This is a genomic window from Azospirillum mesophilum, from assembly GCF_053470405.2.
Genome location: NZ_JBPXMQ020000061.1, coordinates 1 through 19,172, shown reverse-complemented (window position 1 = coordinate 19,172; position 19,172 = coordinate 1). Strand labels below are relative to the sequence as shown.

The 19,172-nt window shown below is 65.3% G+C and carries 11 protein-coding genes and 2 pseudogenes; 3 read left to right on the top strand and 10 right to left on the bottom strand.

The window, feature by feature from the left end; genetic code table 11:
• Window positions 1-41: 41 nt before the first annotated feature.
• The 3 genes from ACSVC7_RS30410 to ACSVC7_RS30400 are packed head-to-tail and all read right to left on the bottom strand — an operon-like array spanning window position 42 to window position 5,554.
• Window positions 42-1,670: a ComEC/Rec2 family competence protein gene (locus ACSVC7_RS30410; RefSeq protein WP_448208233.1), complete on the bottom strand. Its 1,629-nt coding sequence runs from the start codon at window positions 1,668-1,670 to the stop codon at window positions 42-44.
• A gap of 12 nt (window positions 1,671-1,682) precedes the next feature.
• The gene (locus tag ACSVC7_RS30405; protein ID WP_448208232.1) at window positions 1,683-4,799 is read right to left on the bottom strand and encodes a hypothetical protein; all 3,117 of its coding nucleotides are present in this window, start codon (window positions 4,797-4,799) and stop codon (window positions 1,683-1,685) included.
• Window positions 4,796-5,554, bottom strand: coding sequence for a M35 family metallo-endopeptidase (locus tag ACSVC7_RS30400; protein WP_448208231.1), 759 nt, complete (start codon window positions 5,552-5,554; stop codon window positions 4,796-4,798). The genes ACSVC7_RS30405 and ACSVC7_RS30400 overlap by 4 nt, the downstream gene beginning before the upstream one ends.
• Window positions 5,555-5,857: 303 nt before the next feature.
• Here ACSVC7_RS30400 and ACSVC7_RS30395 point away from each other — a divergent pair.
• Window positions 5,858-6,223 (top strand): annotated as a pseudogene (locus ACSVC7_RS30395) (transposase); the annotation flags it as partial.
• A 109-nt stretch (window positions 6,224-6,332) separates the two neighbouring features.
• Here the strand turns inward: ACSVC7_RS30395 and ACSVC7_RS30390 are convergent.
• The 3 genes and pseudogenes from ACSVC7_RS30390 to ACSVC7_RS30380 all read right to left on the bottom strand — a co-directional run.
• Window positions 6,333-7,466, bottom strand: a complete 1,134-nt coding sequence (locus ACSVC7_RS30390) for an FG-GAP repeat domain-containing protein (RefSeq protein WP_483509020.1) — start codon at window positions 7,464-7,466, stop codon at window positions 6,333-6,335.
• On the bottom strand, window positions 7,463-10,711 hold the full coding sequence (locus ACSVC7_RS30385; RefSeq protein WP_483509018.1) for a cadherin-like domain-containing protein: 3,249 nt from the start codon (window positions 10,709-10,711) through the stop codon (window positions 7,463-7,465). Before ACSVC7_RS30385 ends, ACSVC7_RS30390 begins: the two co-directional genes overlap by 4 nt.
• Window positions 10,712-10,812: 101 nt before the next feature.
• Window positions 10,813-11,320 (bottom strand): annotated as a pseudogene (locus tag ACSVC7_RS30380) (ISKra4-like element ISAzba1 family transposase); the annotation flags it as partial.
• Between the two features lie 157 nt (window positions 11,321-11,477).
• On the opposite strand from ACSVC7_RS30380, the gene ACSVC7_RS30375 reads away from it, so the two are divergent.
• Window positions 11,478-11,894: a MerR family transcriptional regulator gene (locus ACSVC7_RS30375; protein ID WP_448208229.1), complete on the top strand. Its 417-nt coding sequence runs from the start codon at window positions 11,478-11,480 to the stop codon at window positions 11,892-11,894.
• A 54-nt stretch (window positions 11,895-11,948) separates the two neighbouring features.
• On the opposite strand, the gene ACSVC7_RS30370 is transcribed toward ACSVC7_RS30375, so the two are convergent.
• From ACSVC7_RS30370 to ACSVC7_RS30355, 4 genes are all read right to left on the bottom strand, one after another.
• Complete coding sequence (locus ACSVC7_RS30370; RefSeq protein ID WP_448208228.1) at window positions 11,949-12,815, bottom strand: 3-hydroxybutyryl-CoA dehydrogenase; 867 nt, start codon at window positions 12,813-12,815, stop codon at window positions 11,949-11,951.
• 55 nt (window positions 12,816-12,870) lie between these two features.
• Window positions 12,871-14,052, bottom strand: a complete 1,182-nt coding sequence (locus ACSVC7_RS30365; protein ID WP_448208227.1) for an acetyl-CoA C-acyltransferase family protein — start codon at window positions 14,050-14,052, stop codon at window positions 12,871-12,873.
• Window positions 14,053-14,252: 200 nt separating this feature from the next.
• Window positions 14,253-15,911 (bottom strand): long-chain-fatty-acid--CoA ligase, encoded by a 1,659-nt coding sequence (locus ACSVC7_RS30360; protein WP_483509016.1) that lies wholly within the window; start codon window positions 15,909-15,911, stop codon window positions 14,253-14,255.
• A gap of 56 nt (window positions 15,912-15,967) precedes the next feature.
• Entirely contained in the window at window positions 15,968-17,749 is a 1,782-nt protein-coding gene (locus ACSVC7_RS30355) for an acyl-CoA dehydrogenase family protein (protein ID WP_448208225.1), read from the bottom strand.
• Between the two features lie 252 nt (window positions 17,750-18,001).
• Between ACSVC7_RS30355 and ACSVC7_RS30350 the strand changes: the two genes are divergently transcribed.
• Window positions 18,002-19,030 (top strand): IS110 family RNA-guided transposase, encoded by a 1,029-nt coding sequence (locus ACSVC7_RS30350; protein WP_448208224.1) that lies wholly within the window; start codon window positions 18,002-18,004, stop codon window positions 19,028-19,030.
• Window positions 19,031-19,172 lie beyond the last annotated feature (142 nt).

The following is a 19,172-nucleotide window of genomic DNA, read 5'->3' as shown; positions in this document are numbered from 1 at the left end:
ATTTCTCCATTAGGCGCCATCCTGGCTTTAACAAAGTTGATTCATGTTTGTTGGGCTGTCTTTATCTTCTTTTTTATGACCTCTATTTGTTCGTATTCATTATCCTCGCGCGGGGATCTGATTCGTGCACCTAGTCGTCCGCCTGACAAGTCCTTTGATGATTCTATAAGAGGCGTCATTGACTGGCTATAATCTTCATCTTCGTTGTCGTCGTCCTCGATGTCGGAATCAAGCGGGATTTCGTCCTTTTTGATCGTCTGCTTGCCGGTGTGTGAACGCGTGTTTGGCCTTTTCTTTTTACTCGTTGGTTGCAAACTTTTATCGATCAGTTTCAGCTTACCCTGGTTCATGGTAAAGGATACACTTACCACAACATCGTCGACGCCACCGCCGGCATCGTCCGAGAGCGAGCGCTGAAGATACCACTCCTCGTTTTGGTAAACTAATACCCAGGACGTTCCAACAGTGCAGTTTACAGGCGTTTTTTGGTACACTTTGTCGGAAAAATACTCGAAAGCTTTGATGGCCTTATTAGGCGCTGAGATCGTTGCTGGGTAATGCCGACTATTAGTCTCAGCGCTATCTTTCACAAAATTACTTTTCTTCTTAATTTCGGCAATATCACTTCTGTCATACTTATGAAATATCATATTGGAGAAAATGGGGGTCAGCGTACTGTGGAGTATGTATTGACTTGCCCTGCCTTCAGCGTATAGCAAGCTATGCCCTTGACCGATCCCATCGACCGACGTTGAGTCTCCTTTGGAGTCGATTGCCTCTTGCATCGGTATCGCGGCATTTTGGTCGTTAAAGTGCTTAATGACGCGCCCAACCGCATCCTGCGACGGATGGCCATATCGAAAGTCGGAACTGACAAAGGCGAGAGTAGGCTGTGTATATTTCAACCAGCTTTCGGATGTCGCATTCTTTGAACCATGATGGCCAAGTCTCAAGGCCGTTACGCGATTATTCCCCCCTGGATTTCTTGAGCTTATAATTTTTTCTTCTATTTCTTTTTCGGCGTCACCAGCTAGTATCACCTGCCCCTTGATATCTTGGCTTTCAGCATCCGCGTAAATATAAAAGCATGAAACGATGCTGTAGTGGTTCAAGTTTTTGCTTACACCATCGTATCTGTAGACGATCTCGTATCCCACCCTTGAGTCTGGCTGTTGTGCATTGGGGCGCCTCTCAACCGATCCGATCCTTATGTCATTAAAATTCGTGCATTTTCCCGTTTGCTTGATGAAACCGATTATGTCGACTTCTTTGTAAAGGGAAAAGATCGTTTTCTTGCTTGTGCCTGCTCCGCCTTTGCGCTTCATGATGGTTGGCACCATAACTTTCTTCTTGTATAATTTTTCGCGCCCGCCAAATAGGCATCTTTCTATTTTTCGCCCCTTAAGCGCTTCGCAATTCAGTAAAGATACAATCAAATTTACGTGGTCACGATCAGGATGCGTCAGAATAATTATATCAATATTTACATGCGGTGGAAGTAATTCTTTTACAATTTCGTTAATACTTAGCAATGTTACCCCTTCAAATGTAGCATCTGCATTCTTTGTGGAACCGGCATCGACGAACGCCAGGAAGTATGGAGGTTGATCGTCGATGATCATCGTGCAGTCACCCTGCCCCACATCGAAAAAGTAAATGGAAACGGCCATGGCTTGTCTCCCTCAATCTTGCAAGCCGGAAGACGATCGGGAGCGCTTGCCACCGTTCACGCTTCCTTCTTTGGATTTTCCGTCATCCACATAGGCCAGGCACCAGCCCAGACCCGGGCTCGTCTCGCGGCGCTGGGGGTCGCCGATGAGAACCAGATCGGCCCGACCCGGCGGCACGCCACCGATCCCCATCAGGCTCAGCCGGATGGCCTCCAGCCGCAACGTCCAGGCGGTCCCCCCGCCGTCTCCCGGAGGGGCCAGCGCGACGGAGTCGAAGCCGAGCCGCACGACCCCCCCGGCCGCGATTTCCGGACGGTCCGAACCGCTACCGGGCAGCTTGAGCCCGACCTGCACGCCGTCGCTGCCCGGCTGCCAAGCGATCAACAATTCGGCGGCCAATCCCGCGCCGCCCACCGCCGATCCCATGCCCCCGAGGTCGAGGCGATGGGCCAGTCCCAGCCAGCCCTTGTCCACCCGTGCCGTCGCAGCCGGACAAGCAACGGCAATGAAGCCGAGATCGCCGGGCGGCTTTCCCTGCTGGTCACGGATCAGGCGCGGCGGCCCAAGGGGGAATCCAGCGAAAAGGCTGCCGGCCCGGCAGACCGATCGGGTCGCATCGAACGCCAGGGCCGCATCTTCCAGGCTGATCTCGGCCTGTCCATTCCCCTTGAACACCACCAGTTCCAGGCGGGAGTAGACCAGCCCACCTTCGGCCCCGGCTTTGGCCGCCCCGAACGACAGCAGGTCGGCCGGCAGCGTTCTCAGCCGCAGCGTGCCCGACAGATCGAACCGCAGTTCCACCCCAGCCCGGGTCTTGATGCTCTTCATGCCCGCTTCGGTCACGGTCACGGCGTCCACCGCCCTCCTGTTCCGATCTTTCGACCGGAACACGGCCGGAGTGGCTAGTTGCATTGATTCGCCGCCGTCGGCGCCGCGGTGAACTTGAATGCGCAGAGGGGCGTTTTCCGGAAGCAGCGGTTCGCCCAGAAGCCGATCCATGCCCACGGCGATTTCGGCCTGCCAGCCCTGACCGGGGTCGGCAAGAAGACGCGGCGTTGCCGTGATCCGGTGAAGGCTGGCCGCCGTCAGCGGCGTCCGCGCCGGCCGGGCCGGGGAGGGGAAATCCAACAGCGTGGTGGCGACCGGGATCCCCGAATCCTTGTCGAACGACCAAGCCAACCACAGGCAAGTCGGCTGCCTGCGGGAAACGCGCCGCAACAGTCCGTTCATCATGCCCGCGACCGGCTTGGGCAGCGAGAGTTCGGCGAGCGGCACGTTGGCCATCAGCACGCCGGTCCAACTTGGGTTCTTGAAGATTTTGTCGTTCAGCGTGCTGAAATCCGGATGGCCCGCCCGGACCGCCGCCTCAACCTGCCTGCCGACCGCCTGGATGTCCGTGGCCAGCCGTGGGTCGATGGCCGCTTCCGGGCCGTCGCCGACGCGCCATATCAGCGGCCGCCAAGCGTCGATGTCGGCCAGCGGCCTGCCCTGCGTGCGCTTCACGATGATCATGCCATGGCCGCCTGACCAAGTGCCGAGCGGCGAGCGCAGGCAATCGGGGCCGATGGTGATCTCACACAGGCCGCCCTGGACGTCCCCACCGTCGGCGAGGGCGAGATCGTAGTTTTGGGACGACGCGATTTGCCCGATTTCCCTCTTCGTGAGGCCGGACAATGCCATCCGATAAGGAGTACCAGGATCGCCGAACAGGGCGGTGTTGGCCGCTGTGCCGTCGGGCGCGTCCAGGAACGTCCACCCGTCATCGGCTTTTCCCTTCCGGCGCGGCCGCTGCAGGCCGGGTGCGGACCCGACAGGCTGCAGCGGCGCTCCAACCGTGACGTAGGACGGCGGCGGCGGATCGGGACGCGCCAGCAGCCGGCGCCTCTCCGGGGCGAGCACAGTCTCGTCCAGGCGGGCACAGCTGCCGGCATCCTCCATGGTGAAACCGCAAGGCAGCAGCGGCAGAGGCGGCGAATCCGCCGTCAGTTCGGTGCGGACGCCGCCGGTGCCCACATCCGTGCCCGCGTTCCGGATATGCAGGTTTTTCCCCGGACCCGACACCTTGATGCGGCCGGTGCCGTCGCCATCGCGGACGACGGTGAAGACCGCCCCTTGGCTCAGCAACAGGAATTCGCGTCCGTTCAAGCCGCACAGGATTGTGCGGTCGGTTTTGGGCAAGACCGAGAACGAGCCTTCCAGGCCTAAACCGCCTTTGTCCAGCACCAGGCGTGGACCGGCGCGAAAGGCGTCCGATCCGGGGATCGGGACAAGCGCGATTTCCTCGCCCCTTCTCGATCGGAAGCCCGACCTTATCTGGCCACCCGGCTTCAGTTCCAGCCACGTGCGGCTCGCATCTTGCGGTCGCAACGGATCGATCATCGCCTCGAACTCAAGGTCCCCGTCCGGGTACAGCAAGGGAAACGCCAGCACATTGCCGTCCAGGCGCCAGCGGCTGACTGCGCCGATGGAGGCCAGTACGGCCGCATTGGCCTTCAACGTACCGCTGAAGCAGCCGGCCCGCTCGCCGTCAAGGGCCAGCGTCAGCCTGTGTCCATAGGCTGCGGGGTCTGGAACCACCTTCCCGTCATAACGGCCGAACAAGGCCGCGCCATCGGCCAAGGCGATCTCCAGCGCAGCCGGGTTGCCGGTCCCCTGGGAGAGCCGTTGGATACTCGCCTTCGCGTGCACCTTCAGCCCATGGGAGCCGAAAGGAAGGATCGACTCGCATGTGAATGGCTTGTCGCGATTGAAAAACTTCCATCTCCAACGTTGCGTGAACTCCAGCCGAAGGCCCCGGGTTTGGCCGGGCGAGCCGCTCAGCCAAACCATGCCGACGCCCTCCTGTTCCCGCACCTCCGGATCGTCGTTCAGCTTCCATGCGATAGCCGTCGCGTCGGAAGCCCGAGGATCGAGGAAGAGGAAAAGCGGATTCCATTGCAGTAGGTCGTCCAACGTCGCTTCGACAGCGGCTTGCCTCCCACTCGGGATCTCTCGCGCCAGGACGCCCACTATGCAGACGAGTGGTGCAGTCGTCCGCTCGCCCTCCAGCCAGAAAAGGTTGCTTCGCTCCGGCGAGGGGCGACGGAAAATCGGGCCACCTTCTTTCGCCCCGGTCGCGCCGGTGATCATGGAGAGGTTCCGGCCGGAGTCGGTCCCCGGCCCGGATTGACGAACGCCTCGATGAAGTAGCGATAGCTATCCGGATTCAAAACCGCAATCTCCGGCTTAAGGATTGCCATATCAAGCACGTCTTCATCGTCGTATTTCCAATCGATACTGCCCTTCACCACATGAACCATTTCATGCACCACGGTGCCCCACTCGGTGTGAGTCTTGGTTCCGGAACCAATGAAGAAGGGGGTACAGAATAGCGCCCTTATGTCGATTTTCTCGCGGCCGCTCGTTTCCGGAGGCAGGAAGCGTGCGCGTATCGCCGGTGTGCAGGAGTCGGACTGATCGGTTACCACCGAGCACTCGGCCTTAGCGACCTTTGTCTTGTCGGTGAGGTAATTCAATATCGCATCAATCGTCTGGCTCACGATCTGAAATCGGTGAGCATCGTACTCTCCAAAATACAGAGAATATAACGGCAGAATTTCATCACTTACTTTTCTTTTGTCTTCAGGATTGCGCAATTTGAGGCTTAAATTCGCCACGTTTTGCGCAGCTTCTTGAAAAGAAGTTACGATTCTTTGCTTCCTGTCTTTAACGCAAAAACCTGCCGGCGCCTCTGAATTATTTGTTTCTGCAATAAATCGAATTTCAATTGCACTGGCCAGCCAAGGAAAGGCGGTCATACATAGTAAAACAGAAGAAAATATAGCACTTTTAGTTTTCATTCTCATGCCGGACCCCTCAGCGTCGGCGAGGAAAATATTATTCATACTTATGCATTCACCGACAAATGCATAGACCACTTTAGCTTAATGATCGTCTGAAGAAAAGACCAAGAGCCCGATGCGTGGCGTCGTCACATCAACGGTGGAGGCCTGTCGGCCGTGACGGTAAGCTCGCGGGATGTCGCTGCTCTCGTATGACGTTGGTGCAAAAAGGACGGGCCGGTGGCGTTCGGGAAGGCCCGCGTGTATGGAGGCGGCCCCGCTGAAGCCGAGAGCCCAATGCCGTACAAGGCCAACGAGCCCCACCGTCACACGATCCCGAAGGCGCGCTACCGTGTCGCGAACTGGGTGGCCTACGGCGCGTATAATGGCGAGCCAATTTACCGGACGGTCGCGGAGCAGGCGCCGAACGCCGAGGTGATCATCCCGCCGCACGTCACCGCGGTGATGAGCGACACCGCCAAGACCGCCCCCAGCCAGCGCGACCGCCACATCCAAATGATCGCGGAGCGTGGTCGGCTGGGCTGGCAGCGGGCCGTCCACTACGGCCGGCGCTCTCTCGCCGAGGTGGCGATGCTCAGGTACAAGGTCCTCATCGGACGCAGCCTGCGCGCCCGGACTCTGCCCACTCAGAAGGCCGAGGCCCGGGTCGCCTGCGCCGTCATCAACCGGATGACCGGTCTCGGCATGCCCGTCTCCCGGAAGATCGCCTGACCGTCACCCCGGACGGGGTGAGCTTCGCCTGTAAACCGAATTGTGCACCAACGTCATACCTGCTCGCCCTCCCAACCGCCACCGGCACGACCTTTCTTTGCACCGACGCCTACATTGATGGTACCACCCAAATGTCGCTCGCCATCAGCGTATGTGTGTTGAACGTGACGATGGGAACCGCGACCTGCGATCCGGTGCCGTCGCTGTCATAGGACAGCAGGCCGGTCACCGTGTTGAACACGAACCGGTCGTTGGCATCCGCGGGTGCATTCAGCGCAAAAATCGCCGCATCCAGCGGGCCAATGGGCAGCCCACCGAAGTTTTGCCCCACGATACCGATCCGGTCCTCCCCGTGCGTAAAGTCAACCACGGTGTCGGCGCCGTCCGACGGGCCGGAGAAAACGAACATGTCGTTGCCGGCTCCGCCCACCAGCGTGTCGGACCCCAGGCCTCCGTCCAGCACGTCGTCGCCGTCCTCCCCATACAGGATGTCGTCGCAGGTGAGGGCGAGGCTGGTGAACACGTTGTAGCCGCCGAACCCGACGATGTCGGCGCGGCCATCGCCGTTCACGTCACCGAGCGTGCGCGGGCAAACATCCTGGCTGGTCCAGGTGTCGTAATAGCCGTAATCGCTGTGGCCGGGCAGCGAGGGACCGAAGGTGCCGTCGGCCTGTCCCAGCGCGACCTCCACGCCGTAGCTGTTGAAGGCGACGATGTCGGCGCGCCCGTCACCGTTCATGTCCCCGACCAGACGCGGAACCATGTTCTGGCTGGTCCAGGTGTCGTAATAGCCATAGTTGGTGTGGGCCGCCTTGGACGGACCGAAGGTGCCGTCGGCCTGCCCGAGCGCAACTTCCACGCCGTAGCTGTTGAACCCGATGATGTCGGCGCGGCCGTCGCCGTTCACGTCGCCGAGAAGACGGGGATTGATGTTCTGGCTGGTCCAGGTGTCGTAGTAGCCGTAGTTGGTGTGGGCCGCCTTGGAGGGACCAAAGGTGCCGTCGGCTTGGCCCAGCGCGACCTCCACGCCGTAGCTGTTGAACCCGACGATGTCGGCGCGGCCGTCGCCGTTCACATCCCCGAGCAGGCGCGGGACCATGTCCTGGCTGGTCCAGGTGTCGTAGTAGCCGTAATTGGTGTGGGCCGCCTTGGAGGGACCGAAGGTGCCGTCGGCTTGGCCCAGCGCGACCTCCACGCCGTAGCTGTTGAACCCGACGATGTCGGCGCGGCCGTCGCCGTTCACATCCCCGAGCAGGCGCGGGANGTGCCGTCGGCTTGGCCCAGCGCGACCTCCACGCCGTAGCTGTTGAACCCGACGATGTCGGCGCGGCCGTCGCCGTTCACATCCCCGAGCAGGCGCGGGACCATGTCCTGGCTGGTCCAGGTGTCGTAGTAGCCAAAGCCGGTGTGGGCTGCCTTGGAGGGACCGAAGGTGCCGTCGGACTGGCCGAGCGCGACCTCCACGCCGTTGCTGTTGAAGCCGACGATGTCGGCACGGCCGTCGCCGTTCACGTCTCCGACAAGGCGCGGATTGATGTTCTGGCTGGTCCAGGTGTCGTAATAGCCGTAGCCGGTGTGGGCCAGGCGGCTGGTGCCGAACAGGTAGCGCGCGTCCGTCGTTCCGCCGTCGCCGCTCAGCCGGTCGTTGCCGCCGCCGCCGTAAAGCAGGTCATTGCCCGAGCCACCCTGGAGAACATCGTCGCCCGGCGATCCGTGGAGCGTGTCCGGCCCCGTTCCGCCTTGCGTCAGGGCGCCCACGTTGACCGTCACCGTGGTCGTCGCCGCACCGCCGTGACCGTCATTGGCGCTGTAGTCGAACGACGCCACGCCGCTGAATCCGGCGGCCGGGGTGAACACCACGGCGCCGCTCGCGTTCAGGCTTACTGTTCCGTTCTGGGCTCGGCCGACGGACGCGAGGGTCAGCGTGTCGTTGTCCCGGTCGCGGTCGTTCGCGAGCAACCGCGCCGCCGTGATCGTCAGCGGCGTCTGATAGGCGGTGCTGACCACGTCGGCCACCAGGGTCGGCGCGTCGTTGACCGCCCGCACGGTGATCGCGGTCACCACTTCGGCGCTCAGCGCGGCCTCCGGAACGCCGGCGCCGCGATCGTCCGCGTGCACCCGCAACGCATCCGCCCCGTTGTAATCGGCTGCGCCGCGGTAGCTGAGGGTGGCGAGCGCCGCGTTCAGGTCGGCCAGTGTGCCCTCCACGGTGAGCGCTCCGCTCCCCAAGGCCCCGTCCACCACTGTCAGGCCGGCGACGCTGCCAAGCCCCACCGAGCCGTGATCGACCGCGAGGCTCAGGCGCAGGCTGCTGCCGCCAGCGTCCACGTCGGCGATGGACACCCCGGCAACCGCGAGGGTGGTGTCCTCGTCGATCGTCTGGGCCGCGGGGGCCGCGAGCACCGGCGCGTCGTTGCGCCCCTGCACGCCGATGGTCAGCGTCCGTGCCGTCGCGTCCGTACCGTCCGACACGCCATAGGCGAAGGTCAGCGTCGCGGTTTGCCCGGCGGCCAACCGGTTGAACTGCGCCGGGTCCAGCGTCAGCACGCCGTTGCTCACCGCCACCGTTGCCGCCGGCCCACCGGTCTGGCTCAACCCGCTCACCGACAGCGCGCTGCCTTCGAAATCCCAGGCGCCGTCGAGAAGGTTCACCGTCAGCGGCGCCGCATCCTCGTCGGTCGCCGCCGTCAGGTCGTCCGGCACCAGCGGCGCGTTGTTGGCATCCAGCCGCATCAGCCCGTCGGCGAATTGCGCCCATTCCATCTCCTGGAGCGTGTCGGTCCCCTCGCCGCCGCCGGTCGCCCGGACCGTCCAGCCGGTGCCCGCCCTGGTGGCGACGTAATCACGCCTGTTGCCGGCGAACACGGCCGTGTCGATCCCGGCTCCGCCGATCAGCGTGTCGTTGCCGCCGCCGCCGGTCAGCCGGTTCGCCCCGGCGTCGCCGGTCAGGCTGTCGGCGAAGTCCGAGCCGATCAGGTTCTCCACCCCGGACAGGCGGTCGCCCGCCGCGCTGCCGCCGCTGCCGGTGCCGCTGGCCAGGCTCACCGTCACCCCGGCGAAGGACGAACCGTAGTCCACCGTGTCGATGCCGGCGTCGCCGCGCAGCCAGTCGGCGAAGGCGCTGCCGACGAGCACATCATCCCCGCCCCCGGCGTTGATCTCCACGCCCGCGCCGGCCGCCGCGGCCGTCAGCGTGTCGGCGCCGCTGCCCCCATACACGCGCTCAATGTTCGCCGCCGCGAGATTCAGGAGAACACCGGCGGTCCCTTGGACGTAGGCCGTGTCGTAGCCCGTGCCGCCATCCACCACGCTGTCGGCCGCGTCGATGAACAGGCTGTCGTTGCCAGCCCCGCCCAGCAGCGTATCGCTCCCGGTTCCGCCTTCCAGCCAGTCGTTGCCGGCCCCGCCTTCGACCCAGTCGTTGCCGGCGTCGCCGCGCAGGGAATCGTTGTAGGAACTTCCGGTGATCCGGTCGTCGCCGCCGCCGGCGTTGATCTCCACCGTCGCCGTCGCGTCCACACCGGTCAAGGTGTCGGCTCCGGCGCCGCCGTAGACGCGCTCGATGTTCGCCGCCGCGAGGTTCAGGAGGACACCGGCAGCACCCTGCACGAAGGCCGTGTCGTAGCCGGTCCCGCCGTCCACCACCGCGTCGTCGGCGTCGATGAACAGACGGTCGTCGCCGTCACCGCCGAACAGCGTGTCGCGGCCGGTCCCCCCGTCCAGCAGGTCATTGCCGGCGCCACCCTCGACCCAGTCGTTACCCGCGTCGCCGCGCACGGAATCCGCGAAGGCGCTGCCGATGACCACATCGTCGCCTCCCCCGGCGTTGATCTCCACCGTCGCCGTCGCGTCCACGCCGGTCAGCGTGTCGGCTCCGACGCCGCCGTAGACGCGCTCGATGGCCTTGGCCGCGAGGTTCAGAGCCACGCCCCCGGTACCCTGCACATAGGCGGTGTCGAAGCCGGCGCCGCCGTCGATCACGGCATCGTCGGCGTCGATGAACAGGCTGTCGTTGCCCTCGCCGCCCAGCAGCGTGTCGGCGCCCGCGCCGCCTTCCAGCCAGTCGTTGCCGTCGCCGCCCTCGACCCAGTCGTTGCCGGCGTCGCCGCGCAGCGAGTCGTTGAATGCGCCGCCGGTGATCAGGTCGTCGCCGCCCCCGGCGTTGATCTCCACCGTCCCGGTCGCGCCCACGCCGCTGACGGTATCGGCGCCGCTGCCGCCGTAGACACGTTCGATGGCGGTGGCGGCGAGCATGAGGTTGACCCCCGCGCTGCCCTGAACGAAGGCGGTGTCGAAGCCGGCGCCGCCGTCGATCACCGCGTCGTCGGCGTCGATGTAGAGGCTGTCGTTGCCGTCGCCGCCCAGCAGCGTGTCCGCCCCGGCGCCGCCGACGAGGGTATCGTTGCCGGCCCCACCGGACAGCAGGTCGGACCCCGAGGTGCCCGACAGGTAATCCGCGCCCGTGGTTCCGGTGATGGTGCTCGACATGCCTTGTTCTCCGTTGGTCGATCCGCTCGCTGCCGCCGGCTGGGCGAAAGCCACACGACCATAGCGGGAAAAAAGCACCCGAAAGTGACCGACATCACAGATTCGGTTGTACTGCGCCGCGACAATTCGTCGCCCACTGGTAGAACTGCGCGATCAGGCAGCAACTTGGCCGGCAATGTCCGCGCCCGCCGGTAGGGCAGCGCGCTGCTCATGCCGGCCAGGACGCGTTCGTACTCCGGGGTGCAGCGGTCGGACATGATCTTGGCGACCGGGGTCAGGCTGCGCCGGCAGGCCACGCCGCAGCGGCAGGCGTCGAAGCGGGGTGCGCACCTCCACCGTGCCGAACAACGACACCAGCCGGCGGGAGCGGTGGTCCTTGAGCCGGTGCGACGCTCCGCAGTGGCCGCACCGACGCCGAAGGCGACAATGCGCGTCGGCCTGGGCGGTGACCAGGACACGCTGCAGGCCGGCCAGGGTCGCCTTGCCCTCGCACAGACTCAGCCCGAGCGTTGCCGCCGGACCGGCCCCGGTCCGCTCACCTTCGGAAATCGCGTGCGGCGTCACCGGGCCGTCCTCGCCCATCACCTCCACCATGACCCGCCACGTCATCGCGCCCCCGGTTCGCTGCCAGCTGAGCGCGCTGTACTACCCTCCCCCTGGTTTGCGACGGTCTCACCACCCCACACTTCTGCATGCTCTCGTTTGTGATGGGCTCGTTGACGACTGCGGTGAAGAGCGCCTATTCTCGCGGCGTCTGGAGGCATTCGTGATCGACACTAAGAAATTGTACAGCGTGTCCGAGCTGGCGAAAGAATTTTCGCTGACGCCGCAGGCTCTGCGATTTTATGAAGAAAAGGGATTGCTCAGCCCGAAACGAGCGGGTACCGCGCGTGTTTTCGATTACCGCGACCGCGCGCGGTTGCTGATGATATTGAAATTTCGCCGGCTGGGATTTTCTCTGGAGGAAATCGGCGAATATCTGTCGCACTACCGGCCCGATACGCCCAACGCCGACCAGTACCGCGACGGTATCGAGAAGATCCGGCGGCGATTGGCCGCGCTGGAGCAGATGCGCGTCGAAATCGAGGAAGCGATTGGAGAGCTGAAGGATATGGAAGAGGATGCCCTGCGGCGGCTGAGCGATTGCGAGGCGCGCGCCGCCGACAGGGACAATGGGGAGTGATACGGCCGATCAATGCCGCAGGCATTGATCGAAAGGGTGATGCGAGCGAAACCTTCAGGCGCCGTAGTCGTAGAACCCCCGTCCCGTCTTGCGGCCGAGGTGGCCGGCATCGACCATTTCCTTCAGCAGTGGCGCCGGCCGGTATTTGGGATCGTTGAACCCCTCATAGAACACGGTCATGACCGACAACATGGTGTCGAGGCCGATCAGATCGGCCAGCGCCAGCGGACCGATGGGATGGTTGCAGCCCATCTTCATGCCGCGGTCGATGTCCTCGGCGGTCGCCAGCCCCTCCTGCAAGGCGAAGATCGCCTCGTTGATCATCGGGCAGAGGATGCGGTTGACGGCGAAACCGGGGCTGTTCCGCGCCGTGATCGGCGACTTGCCGATCCGGCGGACGAAAGCCGTCGCCTTTTCAAGGGAGGCATCGGACGTCTGAAGGCCGCGGATCAACTCCACCAATTCCATCATCGGCACCGGGTTGAAGAAATGCAGGCCGATGAAGCGGTCCGGCCGGTCGGTCGCCGCCGCCAGCCGGGTGATGGAGAGGGAGGAGGTGTTGCTGCCGATCAGCGCCTCCGGCTTCAGGATGGCGGCGAGGTCCGTCAGGATTTTCACCTTCAGGGACTCGCTTTCGGTCGCCGCCTCGATCACCAGATCGCAGTCGGCCAGCGCCCGGTTGTCCGTCGTGCCGGTGATGCGGGCCAGCGCCGCTTCGCGGTCGGCGGCGGACGTCTTCTCCTTCTTCACCAAGCGGTCGAAACTGCCGCCGATGGCCGCCATGCCGCGCGCAACGGCGTCGGGCGAGATGTCGGTCATCACCACGGTCAGGCCGGCCGCCGCGCAGACCTGCGCGATGCCATTGCCCATGGTACCGGCGCCGATGACGCCCACGCGATTGATCATGCCGTTGTCACTCATATCCTGACCTTCCCGATGATGGGGTGGGCCCGATGATGGGGTGGGATGGGAGCCCTCACACACGCTCGAAGATCGCCGCGATGCCCTGACCGCCGCCGATGCACATGGTTGCCAGCGCGTAACGGCCGCCGGTGCGCCGCAACTCGGCGATCGCCTTGACGGCGATGATGGCGCCGGTGGCCCCGACCGGATGGCCGAGCGAGATGCCCGAACCGTTCGGGTTGACCTTCGCCGGGTCGAAACCGAGGTCGCGCGCCACCGCGCACGCCTGGGCGGCGAAGGCCTCGTTCGATTCGATGACGTCGAGGTCGGCCACCGACAGGCCGGTGCGCTCCAGCAGCCTGCGGGTCGCCGGAATGGGGCCGAGCCCCATCAACTCCGGCTCGACGCCGGCGTGGGCATAGCCGACGAGCCGGGCCAGCGGCTTCAGCCCCAGCTCCGCGGCCCGGCCCGCGTCCGCCAGCACCAGTGCGGCGGCCGCGTCGTTGATGCCCGAGGCGTTGCCGGCGGTCACCGTGCCGTCCTTGCGGAACACCGGCTTCATCGTCGCCAGCCCTTCGGCGGTGGTGTCGCCCCGGACATGCTCGTCGGTGGCAAAGGTCATGGTGCCCTTGCGCGAGGCGATTTCGACCGGGACGATCTGCTCCTTGAAGCGGCCTTCGGCGATGGCGCGGGCGGCGCGGGCCTGGCTTTCCAGGGCCAGCGCGTCCTGTTCGGCGCGGGTGATGCCGTAGCGCGCCGCCACATTCTCCGCCGTCACGCCCATGTGGATTTTCTGAAAGGGGTCGTGCAGCGCGCCGGTCATCAGGTCGATCATCGTCCCGTCGCCCATGCGCGCCCCCCAGCGGGCGGAGGGCAGCAGGTAGGCGCCGCGGCTCATGGATTCGGCGCCGCCGCCGACCGCGATGTCGGTGTCGCCCAGCGCGATGGCCTGGGCCGCCGACACGATGGCCTGAAGGCCCGATCCGCACAGGCGGTTGACGTTGAAGGCGGGTGTCTCCTTCGGCATGCCGGCATTGACCGCGGCAACGCGGCTGAGATAGCAGTCAGCCGGCTCGGTCGCGATGACGGTGCCCAACACGACATGGCCGACCGCCTGCGGATCCACCCCGGACCGCTGGACCGCCGCCCGCACCGCGGTGGTGGCGAGCGTGCTCAGGGGAACGTCCTTCAGGCTGCCGCCGAAACTTCCGATGGCGGTGCGGGCGGTGCCGACGATCACGATGTCGCGTTGCATGCGGATGCTGCTCCGGGTGTGTTGGGAGATGGGGGCGCGGAACGGACAAGGTTCCGGGCATTGAAAAGGTGGCCGGGAAAAGGTGGCCGGGCAATCGACATGCCCGGCCCAAGGTCCGCACCCACGGGGGATGACCGGTGCGGTGTGCGTATCCGGTTCCGGGAAACGCCGACGGGAAACGCCGACGGGAAACGCTGACGTCAGTCCGGCGCCGCCTCCGACATCCGGCTCAGCAGGATCTCGCGCAGGCGGACCTTCTGGAGCTTGCCGGTGGCGGTGTGCGGCAGTTCGTCCATCACCACCACGTCGGTGGGAATGCACCATTTGGCGACTTTGCCTTCGTAGAAGGCGGCCATCTCCTCCGGCGTGACGCTGGCGCCGTCCTTGAGGACGAGGGCAAGCAGCGGACGCTCGCCCCAGCGCGCGTCGGGACGCGCCACCACGGCGGCCTCGCGCACCGCCGGGTGGGCGACCGCGATGTTCTCCAGGTCGATGGAGCTGATCCACTCGCCGCCCGACTTGATCAGGTCCTTGGTGCGGTCGACGATCTGAACATAGCCGTCACCGTCCATCGTCACGACGTCGCCGGTTTCGAACCAGCCCGGCGTCGCGTGGGCCGGGCTGTCCGGGACGCCGTAATAGCCGGCGGCGACCCACGGCCCGCGCACCAGCATCCGGCCATAGACGGTGCCGTCGTGCGCCACCTCATCGCCGTTGTCGTCGACGATGCGGAAGGCCATGCCGAACAGCGGGCGACCTTGCTTGGCGGTGCGAACGGCGCACTCCGCCCCGGTTTCGGTCCGATGCTTGCGCTTGGGCGTGTTGACGAGGCCGACCGGGCTGGTTTCCGTCATGCCCCAGGCGTGAACGGCCTCCGCACCAAACCGCCGGAACCGCTCGAACATCACCGGCGGGCAGGCCGAGCCGCCGACGATCACCCGGCGCAGCGGCTCAAGGGTGCGGTGGTTGGCCTCCGCCCAGTTCAGCAGCCCCATCCAGACGGTCGGCACGCCGGCGGTGTGGGTGACGCCCTCGGCCGTGATCAGCTCGTGCAGGCTGGCGCCGTCCATCCTCGGGCCGGGGAACACCAGCTTCGCGCCCGTCATCGGAACGGCGTACGGCAGCCCCCAGGCGTTGACGTGGAACATCGGCACCACCGGCATGACGACTTCCAGCGCCGACAGGTTCAGGGCGTCGGGAAGGCAGACCGCCATGGCGTGCAGCAGGCAGGAACGGTGGCTGTACAGCACGCCCTTGGGATCGCCGGTGGTGCCCGAGGTGTAGCACATGGAGGCGGCGGTGTTCTCGTCGAACTCCGGCCAGTCGAAGCGGTCCGGCTGGGCGGCCAGCAGCGTCTCGTAGCACAGCAGGCCGGGCAGGAGCGTGGAGGCCGGCATATGGGCCTCGTCGGTCATCACGACGATGGCCTTCAGGCCGGTCAGCCGGTCGGCGATGCCTTCGAGCAGGCTGACAAAGGACAGTTCGGTGAAAAGGACCGTGTCCCCGGCGTGGTTGACGATGTAGGCGATCTGTTCGGGAAACAGGCGCGGGTTGATGGTGTGGCAGACCATCCCCGACCCCGACACGGCGTAATAAAGCTCCAGGTGGCGGTAGCCGTTCCAGGCCAGGGTGCCCACCCGGTCGCCCGGCGCGACGCCGAGCGCCGACAGAGCGTTGGCGAGCCGTTGCGACCGCCGCCACGCCTCGGCATAGGTGTAGCGGTGAATCGGCCCTTCCACCGTGCGGGAAACGATTTCGGTGTCGCCATGATAATCCGCCGCGTGCCGGAGGACCGACGGCACGAGCAGCGGCGTATCCATCATCATCCCGGCCATTGTTCCGGGCATCATTCCGGGCATTGTTGGTTTCCTCCTTTATCTTATGCTTCTTGCCGCGCTTGATGATTGCTTGAAGATCAGAAGGCGTCCACGTCGAGGGCCATCAGGCTGCCCGCCCCGGCGCGCAACGCCAGATCCAGCGCCACCGTCTGCGGCAGGATGCGGGCCATGAAGAAGCGGGCGACCTCGACCTTGGCCCGGTGCGCGGGCTTGGCCGCGTCGCCCAGCGCCAACGCGTGGACGGCCATGCGCGCCCACATCCAGGCCAGCGCGGTCAGCGCGAACAGGCGCAGGTAATCGGTGGCGGCGGCGCCCGCCTCCGCCGGATCGGCGGCGGACCGCTCGACCAGCCGCGCCGTGGCCGTCCGCAGCCGGTCCAGCGCACCGGCCAACGGGGTGAGAAGCGGTTCGGCACCGGGCAGCGCGCTCTGCTCCTCAAGGAAGGCGGCGACAAGGGTGAAAAACCGCTCCGGAAGCCGCCCGCCGCCCATGGTCAGCTTGCGCCCGACGAGATCCATCGCCTGCACGCCGTTGGTGCCTTCGTAGATTTGCGTGATGCGGGCGTCGCGGACGAATTGCTCCATCCCGTGCTCGCGGATGTAGCCATGTCCGCCGAACACCTGCTGGCCGAGAACCGCCCCCTCGAAGCCGAGGTCGCTGAAGGCGGCCTTGATGACCGGAGTCATGAGCGCGACGAGGTCGTTGGCCGCGGTCCGAACGGTCGGGTCCGGATGGCGGTCCGCCTTTTCCATTTCAAGCGCCGTCCACACCGCCAGAGCGCGGCCGGCCTCGGTGAAGGAGCGGATGGTCAGGAGGTTCCTGCGCACGTCGGGATGGACGATGATGGGCTGCGGCCCCGGCTTTGTCCCGGACCCGCCGGCCGGCGCGCGGCCTTGCATCCGTTCCTTGGCGTAGGCGGCCGCCCCCTGATAGGCGGCCTCGGCCACGCCCAGCCCCTGGATGCCGACGAACAGCCGCTCGTTGTTCATCATGGTGAACATGGTGGCCAGCCCCTTGTTCGGCTCACCGACCAGCCAGCCGGTGGCGCCGTCGAAGTTCATCACGCAGGTGGGCGACGCCTTGATGCCCATCTTGTGCTCGATGGCTCCGGCGGAAAAGGCGTTGCGGACCACCGGGCGGCCGTCGGCGTCGGGGATGAACTTCGGCACCAGGAACAGGCTGATGCCCTGGGTCCCGGCGGGCGCGTCCGGCAGGCGCGCCAGCACCAGATGCACGATGTTCTCGGCAAGGTCATGCTCGCCCGCCGTGATGAAGATCTTGCTGCCGGTGATGCGGTAGCTGTCATCGCCCGCCGGCTCCGCCCGCGTGCGCAGCAAGCCGAGGTCGGTGCCGGCGTGGGCTTCGGTCAGGTCCATGGCGCCGGTCCAGCGCCCGGCCACCATGTTCGGCAGGAAACGGGCCTTCAGCGCCGCACTGGCATGGTGTTCGATGGCCTCCGTCGCGCCGTGCGTCAGTCCGGAGAACAAGCCGAAGGCGAGATTGGCCGAGGACAGCATTTCGTTGAGCAGAAGCTGCGCGACGCGCGGCATGCCCTGGCCGCCATAGTCCGGGGAACCTGCAAGAGCAACCCAGCCATTGTCGACGAACGCTGCGAACGCCTCGCGCACGCCTTTCGGCGTGGAGACCGCACCGCCATCGAACCGGCAGCCTTCCTCATCTCCCGGACGGTTCAGCGGCTGGACGACCTCTTCGCAGAAGCGGGCGGCTTCGGCCAGAACCGCGGTCAGGAGGTCGAGCGAGGCATTCTCGCCATACAGCGGCGTCAGCGCGCTTTCGACATCGAAAAGCTCGCCGAGCAGATAGGTCATATCATCAATGGGCGCTTTGTAGGCGGGCATAGGCGATCTCCGGTCACTCACGCTCCGGCAAGGGACGGGCGATACCATTCTCGGCCCGCCAGCCGATCTGCATCCGCATCCGTGGCCATTCCCGGCTGCGGCGATCTGACCATCGGATTTGGGTAAAGTCAACTTTAATCAAGTAAAGTTCGCTTTGGTGCGCTTCCTGCTTTGATGAGATGGACGTCCCCCCGTTTTCGGCACGGCAGTGCCAGATAACGGACAGGTTCATCTCATCACGGGGGTTGTGCCATGACTGCGGTGTTTATCGGTCTCGATCTGGCGAAGTCGGTGTTCCAGGTCCACGGCGTCGACGCGCACGGCAAGGTGGTGGTGACCAAGCGGCTGCGCCGGGATGCGATGCTGGTGTTCTTCGCCACCCTGGCGCCGTGCGTGGTCGGGATGGAGGCCTGTGCCGGGTCGCACTTTTGGGCACGGGAGATTGCCCGGCTCGGTCACACGGTGCGGCTGATGGCGCCGCAGTACGTCAAGCCCTACGTGAAGCGCCACAAGACCGACCGGGCCGACGCCGAGGCGATCTGCGAGGCGGTGCAGCGGCCGAGCATGCGCTTCGTGCCGGTCAAGACCGAGCAGCAGCAGGGCACCCTGGCGGTCCACCGGGTGCGCGAGCTGCTGGTCGCCCAGAAGACGCAGTTGATCAACGCGCTGCGCGGGCATCTGGCGGAGTTCGGCATCGTCGCGCCGCAGGGCGCCGGCAAGGTCACGGCATTGACCGCCGTGCTGGCCGACCCGGAGGACACGCGGGTTCCCACCCTGGCCCGGGAAGTCCTTCAGGGCTTGGTCGACCAACTGCGCGACACGGAACGGCGGGTCGGCGAACTGGACGCTCGGCTGGCCGAGCGGGCCAAGGAGGATGAGGTGTGCCGGGGGTTGATGACGGTCCCAGGCATCGGGCCGGTCACCGCGACGGCGCTGGCGGCGACGATCGGCGACGTGACCGTCTTCGCATCGGGCCGCCATCTGGCGGCGTGGCTCGGCTTGGTGCCGCGCCAGCACTCGAGCGGCGGCAAGGAGCGCCTGGGCGGCATCTCGAAGGCGGGCGACGGCTACCTGCGCCGGATGCTGGTGAATGGCGCCCGGACGGTGATGCGCTGGCAGGGCAAGAGCGCGCCCTGGCTGGCCGGGCTGCTGAGTCGCCGGCCCTTCAACGTCGCGGTGGTGGCCCTGGCCAACAAGCTGGCCCGCATCGCCTGGGTCGTGATGACCCGCGGCGAGGAATACCGGCGGCCCGGCGCGGCGGCCGAGCCGGCTGCGGCGTGAGACGGCCATGGGCGCGATGGCCTCACCAGCGATCCCGACTGAACCGCGCCGGGTTTCCCGGAGGCCGATTTGGTTGAGTCACGCCGCCATGGCGACGCCCTCGGTTTGGACATAATAGCGCGCTTCGGCCTCGGCGGGAGGA

What these genes read in the sequence shown, in the direction of transcription:
- ACSVC7_RS30410 (WP_448208233.1), bottom strand. Translation starts at nt 1,670, where the DNA reads ATGGCCGTTTCCATTTACTTTTTCGATGTGGGGCAGGGTGACTGCACG.
- ACSVC7_RS30405 (WP_448208232.1), bottom strand. Translation starts at nt 4,799, where the DNA reads ATGATCACCGGCGCGACCGGGGCGAAAGAAGGTGGCCCGATTTTCCGT.
- ACSVC7_RS30400 (WP_448208231.1), bottom strand. Translation starts at nt 5,554, where the DNA reads ATGAATAATATTTTCCTCGCCGACGCTGAGGGGTCCGGCATGAGAATG.
- ACSVC7_RS30370 (WP_448208228.1), bottom strand. Translation starts at nt 12,815, where the DNA reads ATGAGTGACAACGGCATGATCAATCGCGTGGGCGTCATCGGCGCCGGT.
- ACSVC7_RS30365 (WP_448208227.1), bottom strand. Translation starts at nt 14,052, where the DNA reads ATGCAACGCGACATCGTGATCGTCGGCACCGCCCGCACCGCCATCGGA.
- ACSVC7_RS30360 (WP_483509016.1), bottom strand. Translation starts at nt 15,911, where the DNA reads ATGCCCGGAATGATGCCCGGAACAATGGCCGGGATGATGATGGATACG.
- ACSVC7_RS30355 (WP_448208225.1), bottom strand. Translation starts at nt 17,749, where the DNA reads ATGCCCGCCTACAAAGCGCCCATTGATGATATGACCTATCTGCTCGGC.
- ACSVC7_RS30350 (WP_448208224.1), top strand. Translation starts at nt 18,002, where the DNA reads ATGACTGCGGTGTTTATCGGTCTCGATCTGGCGAAGTCGGTGTTCCAG.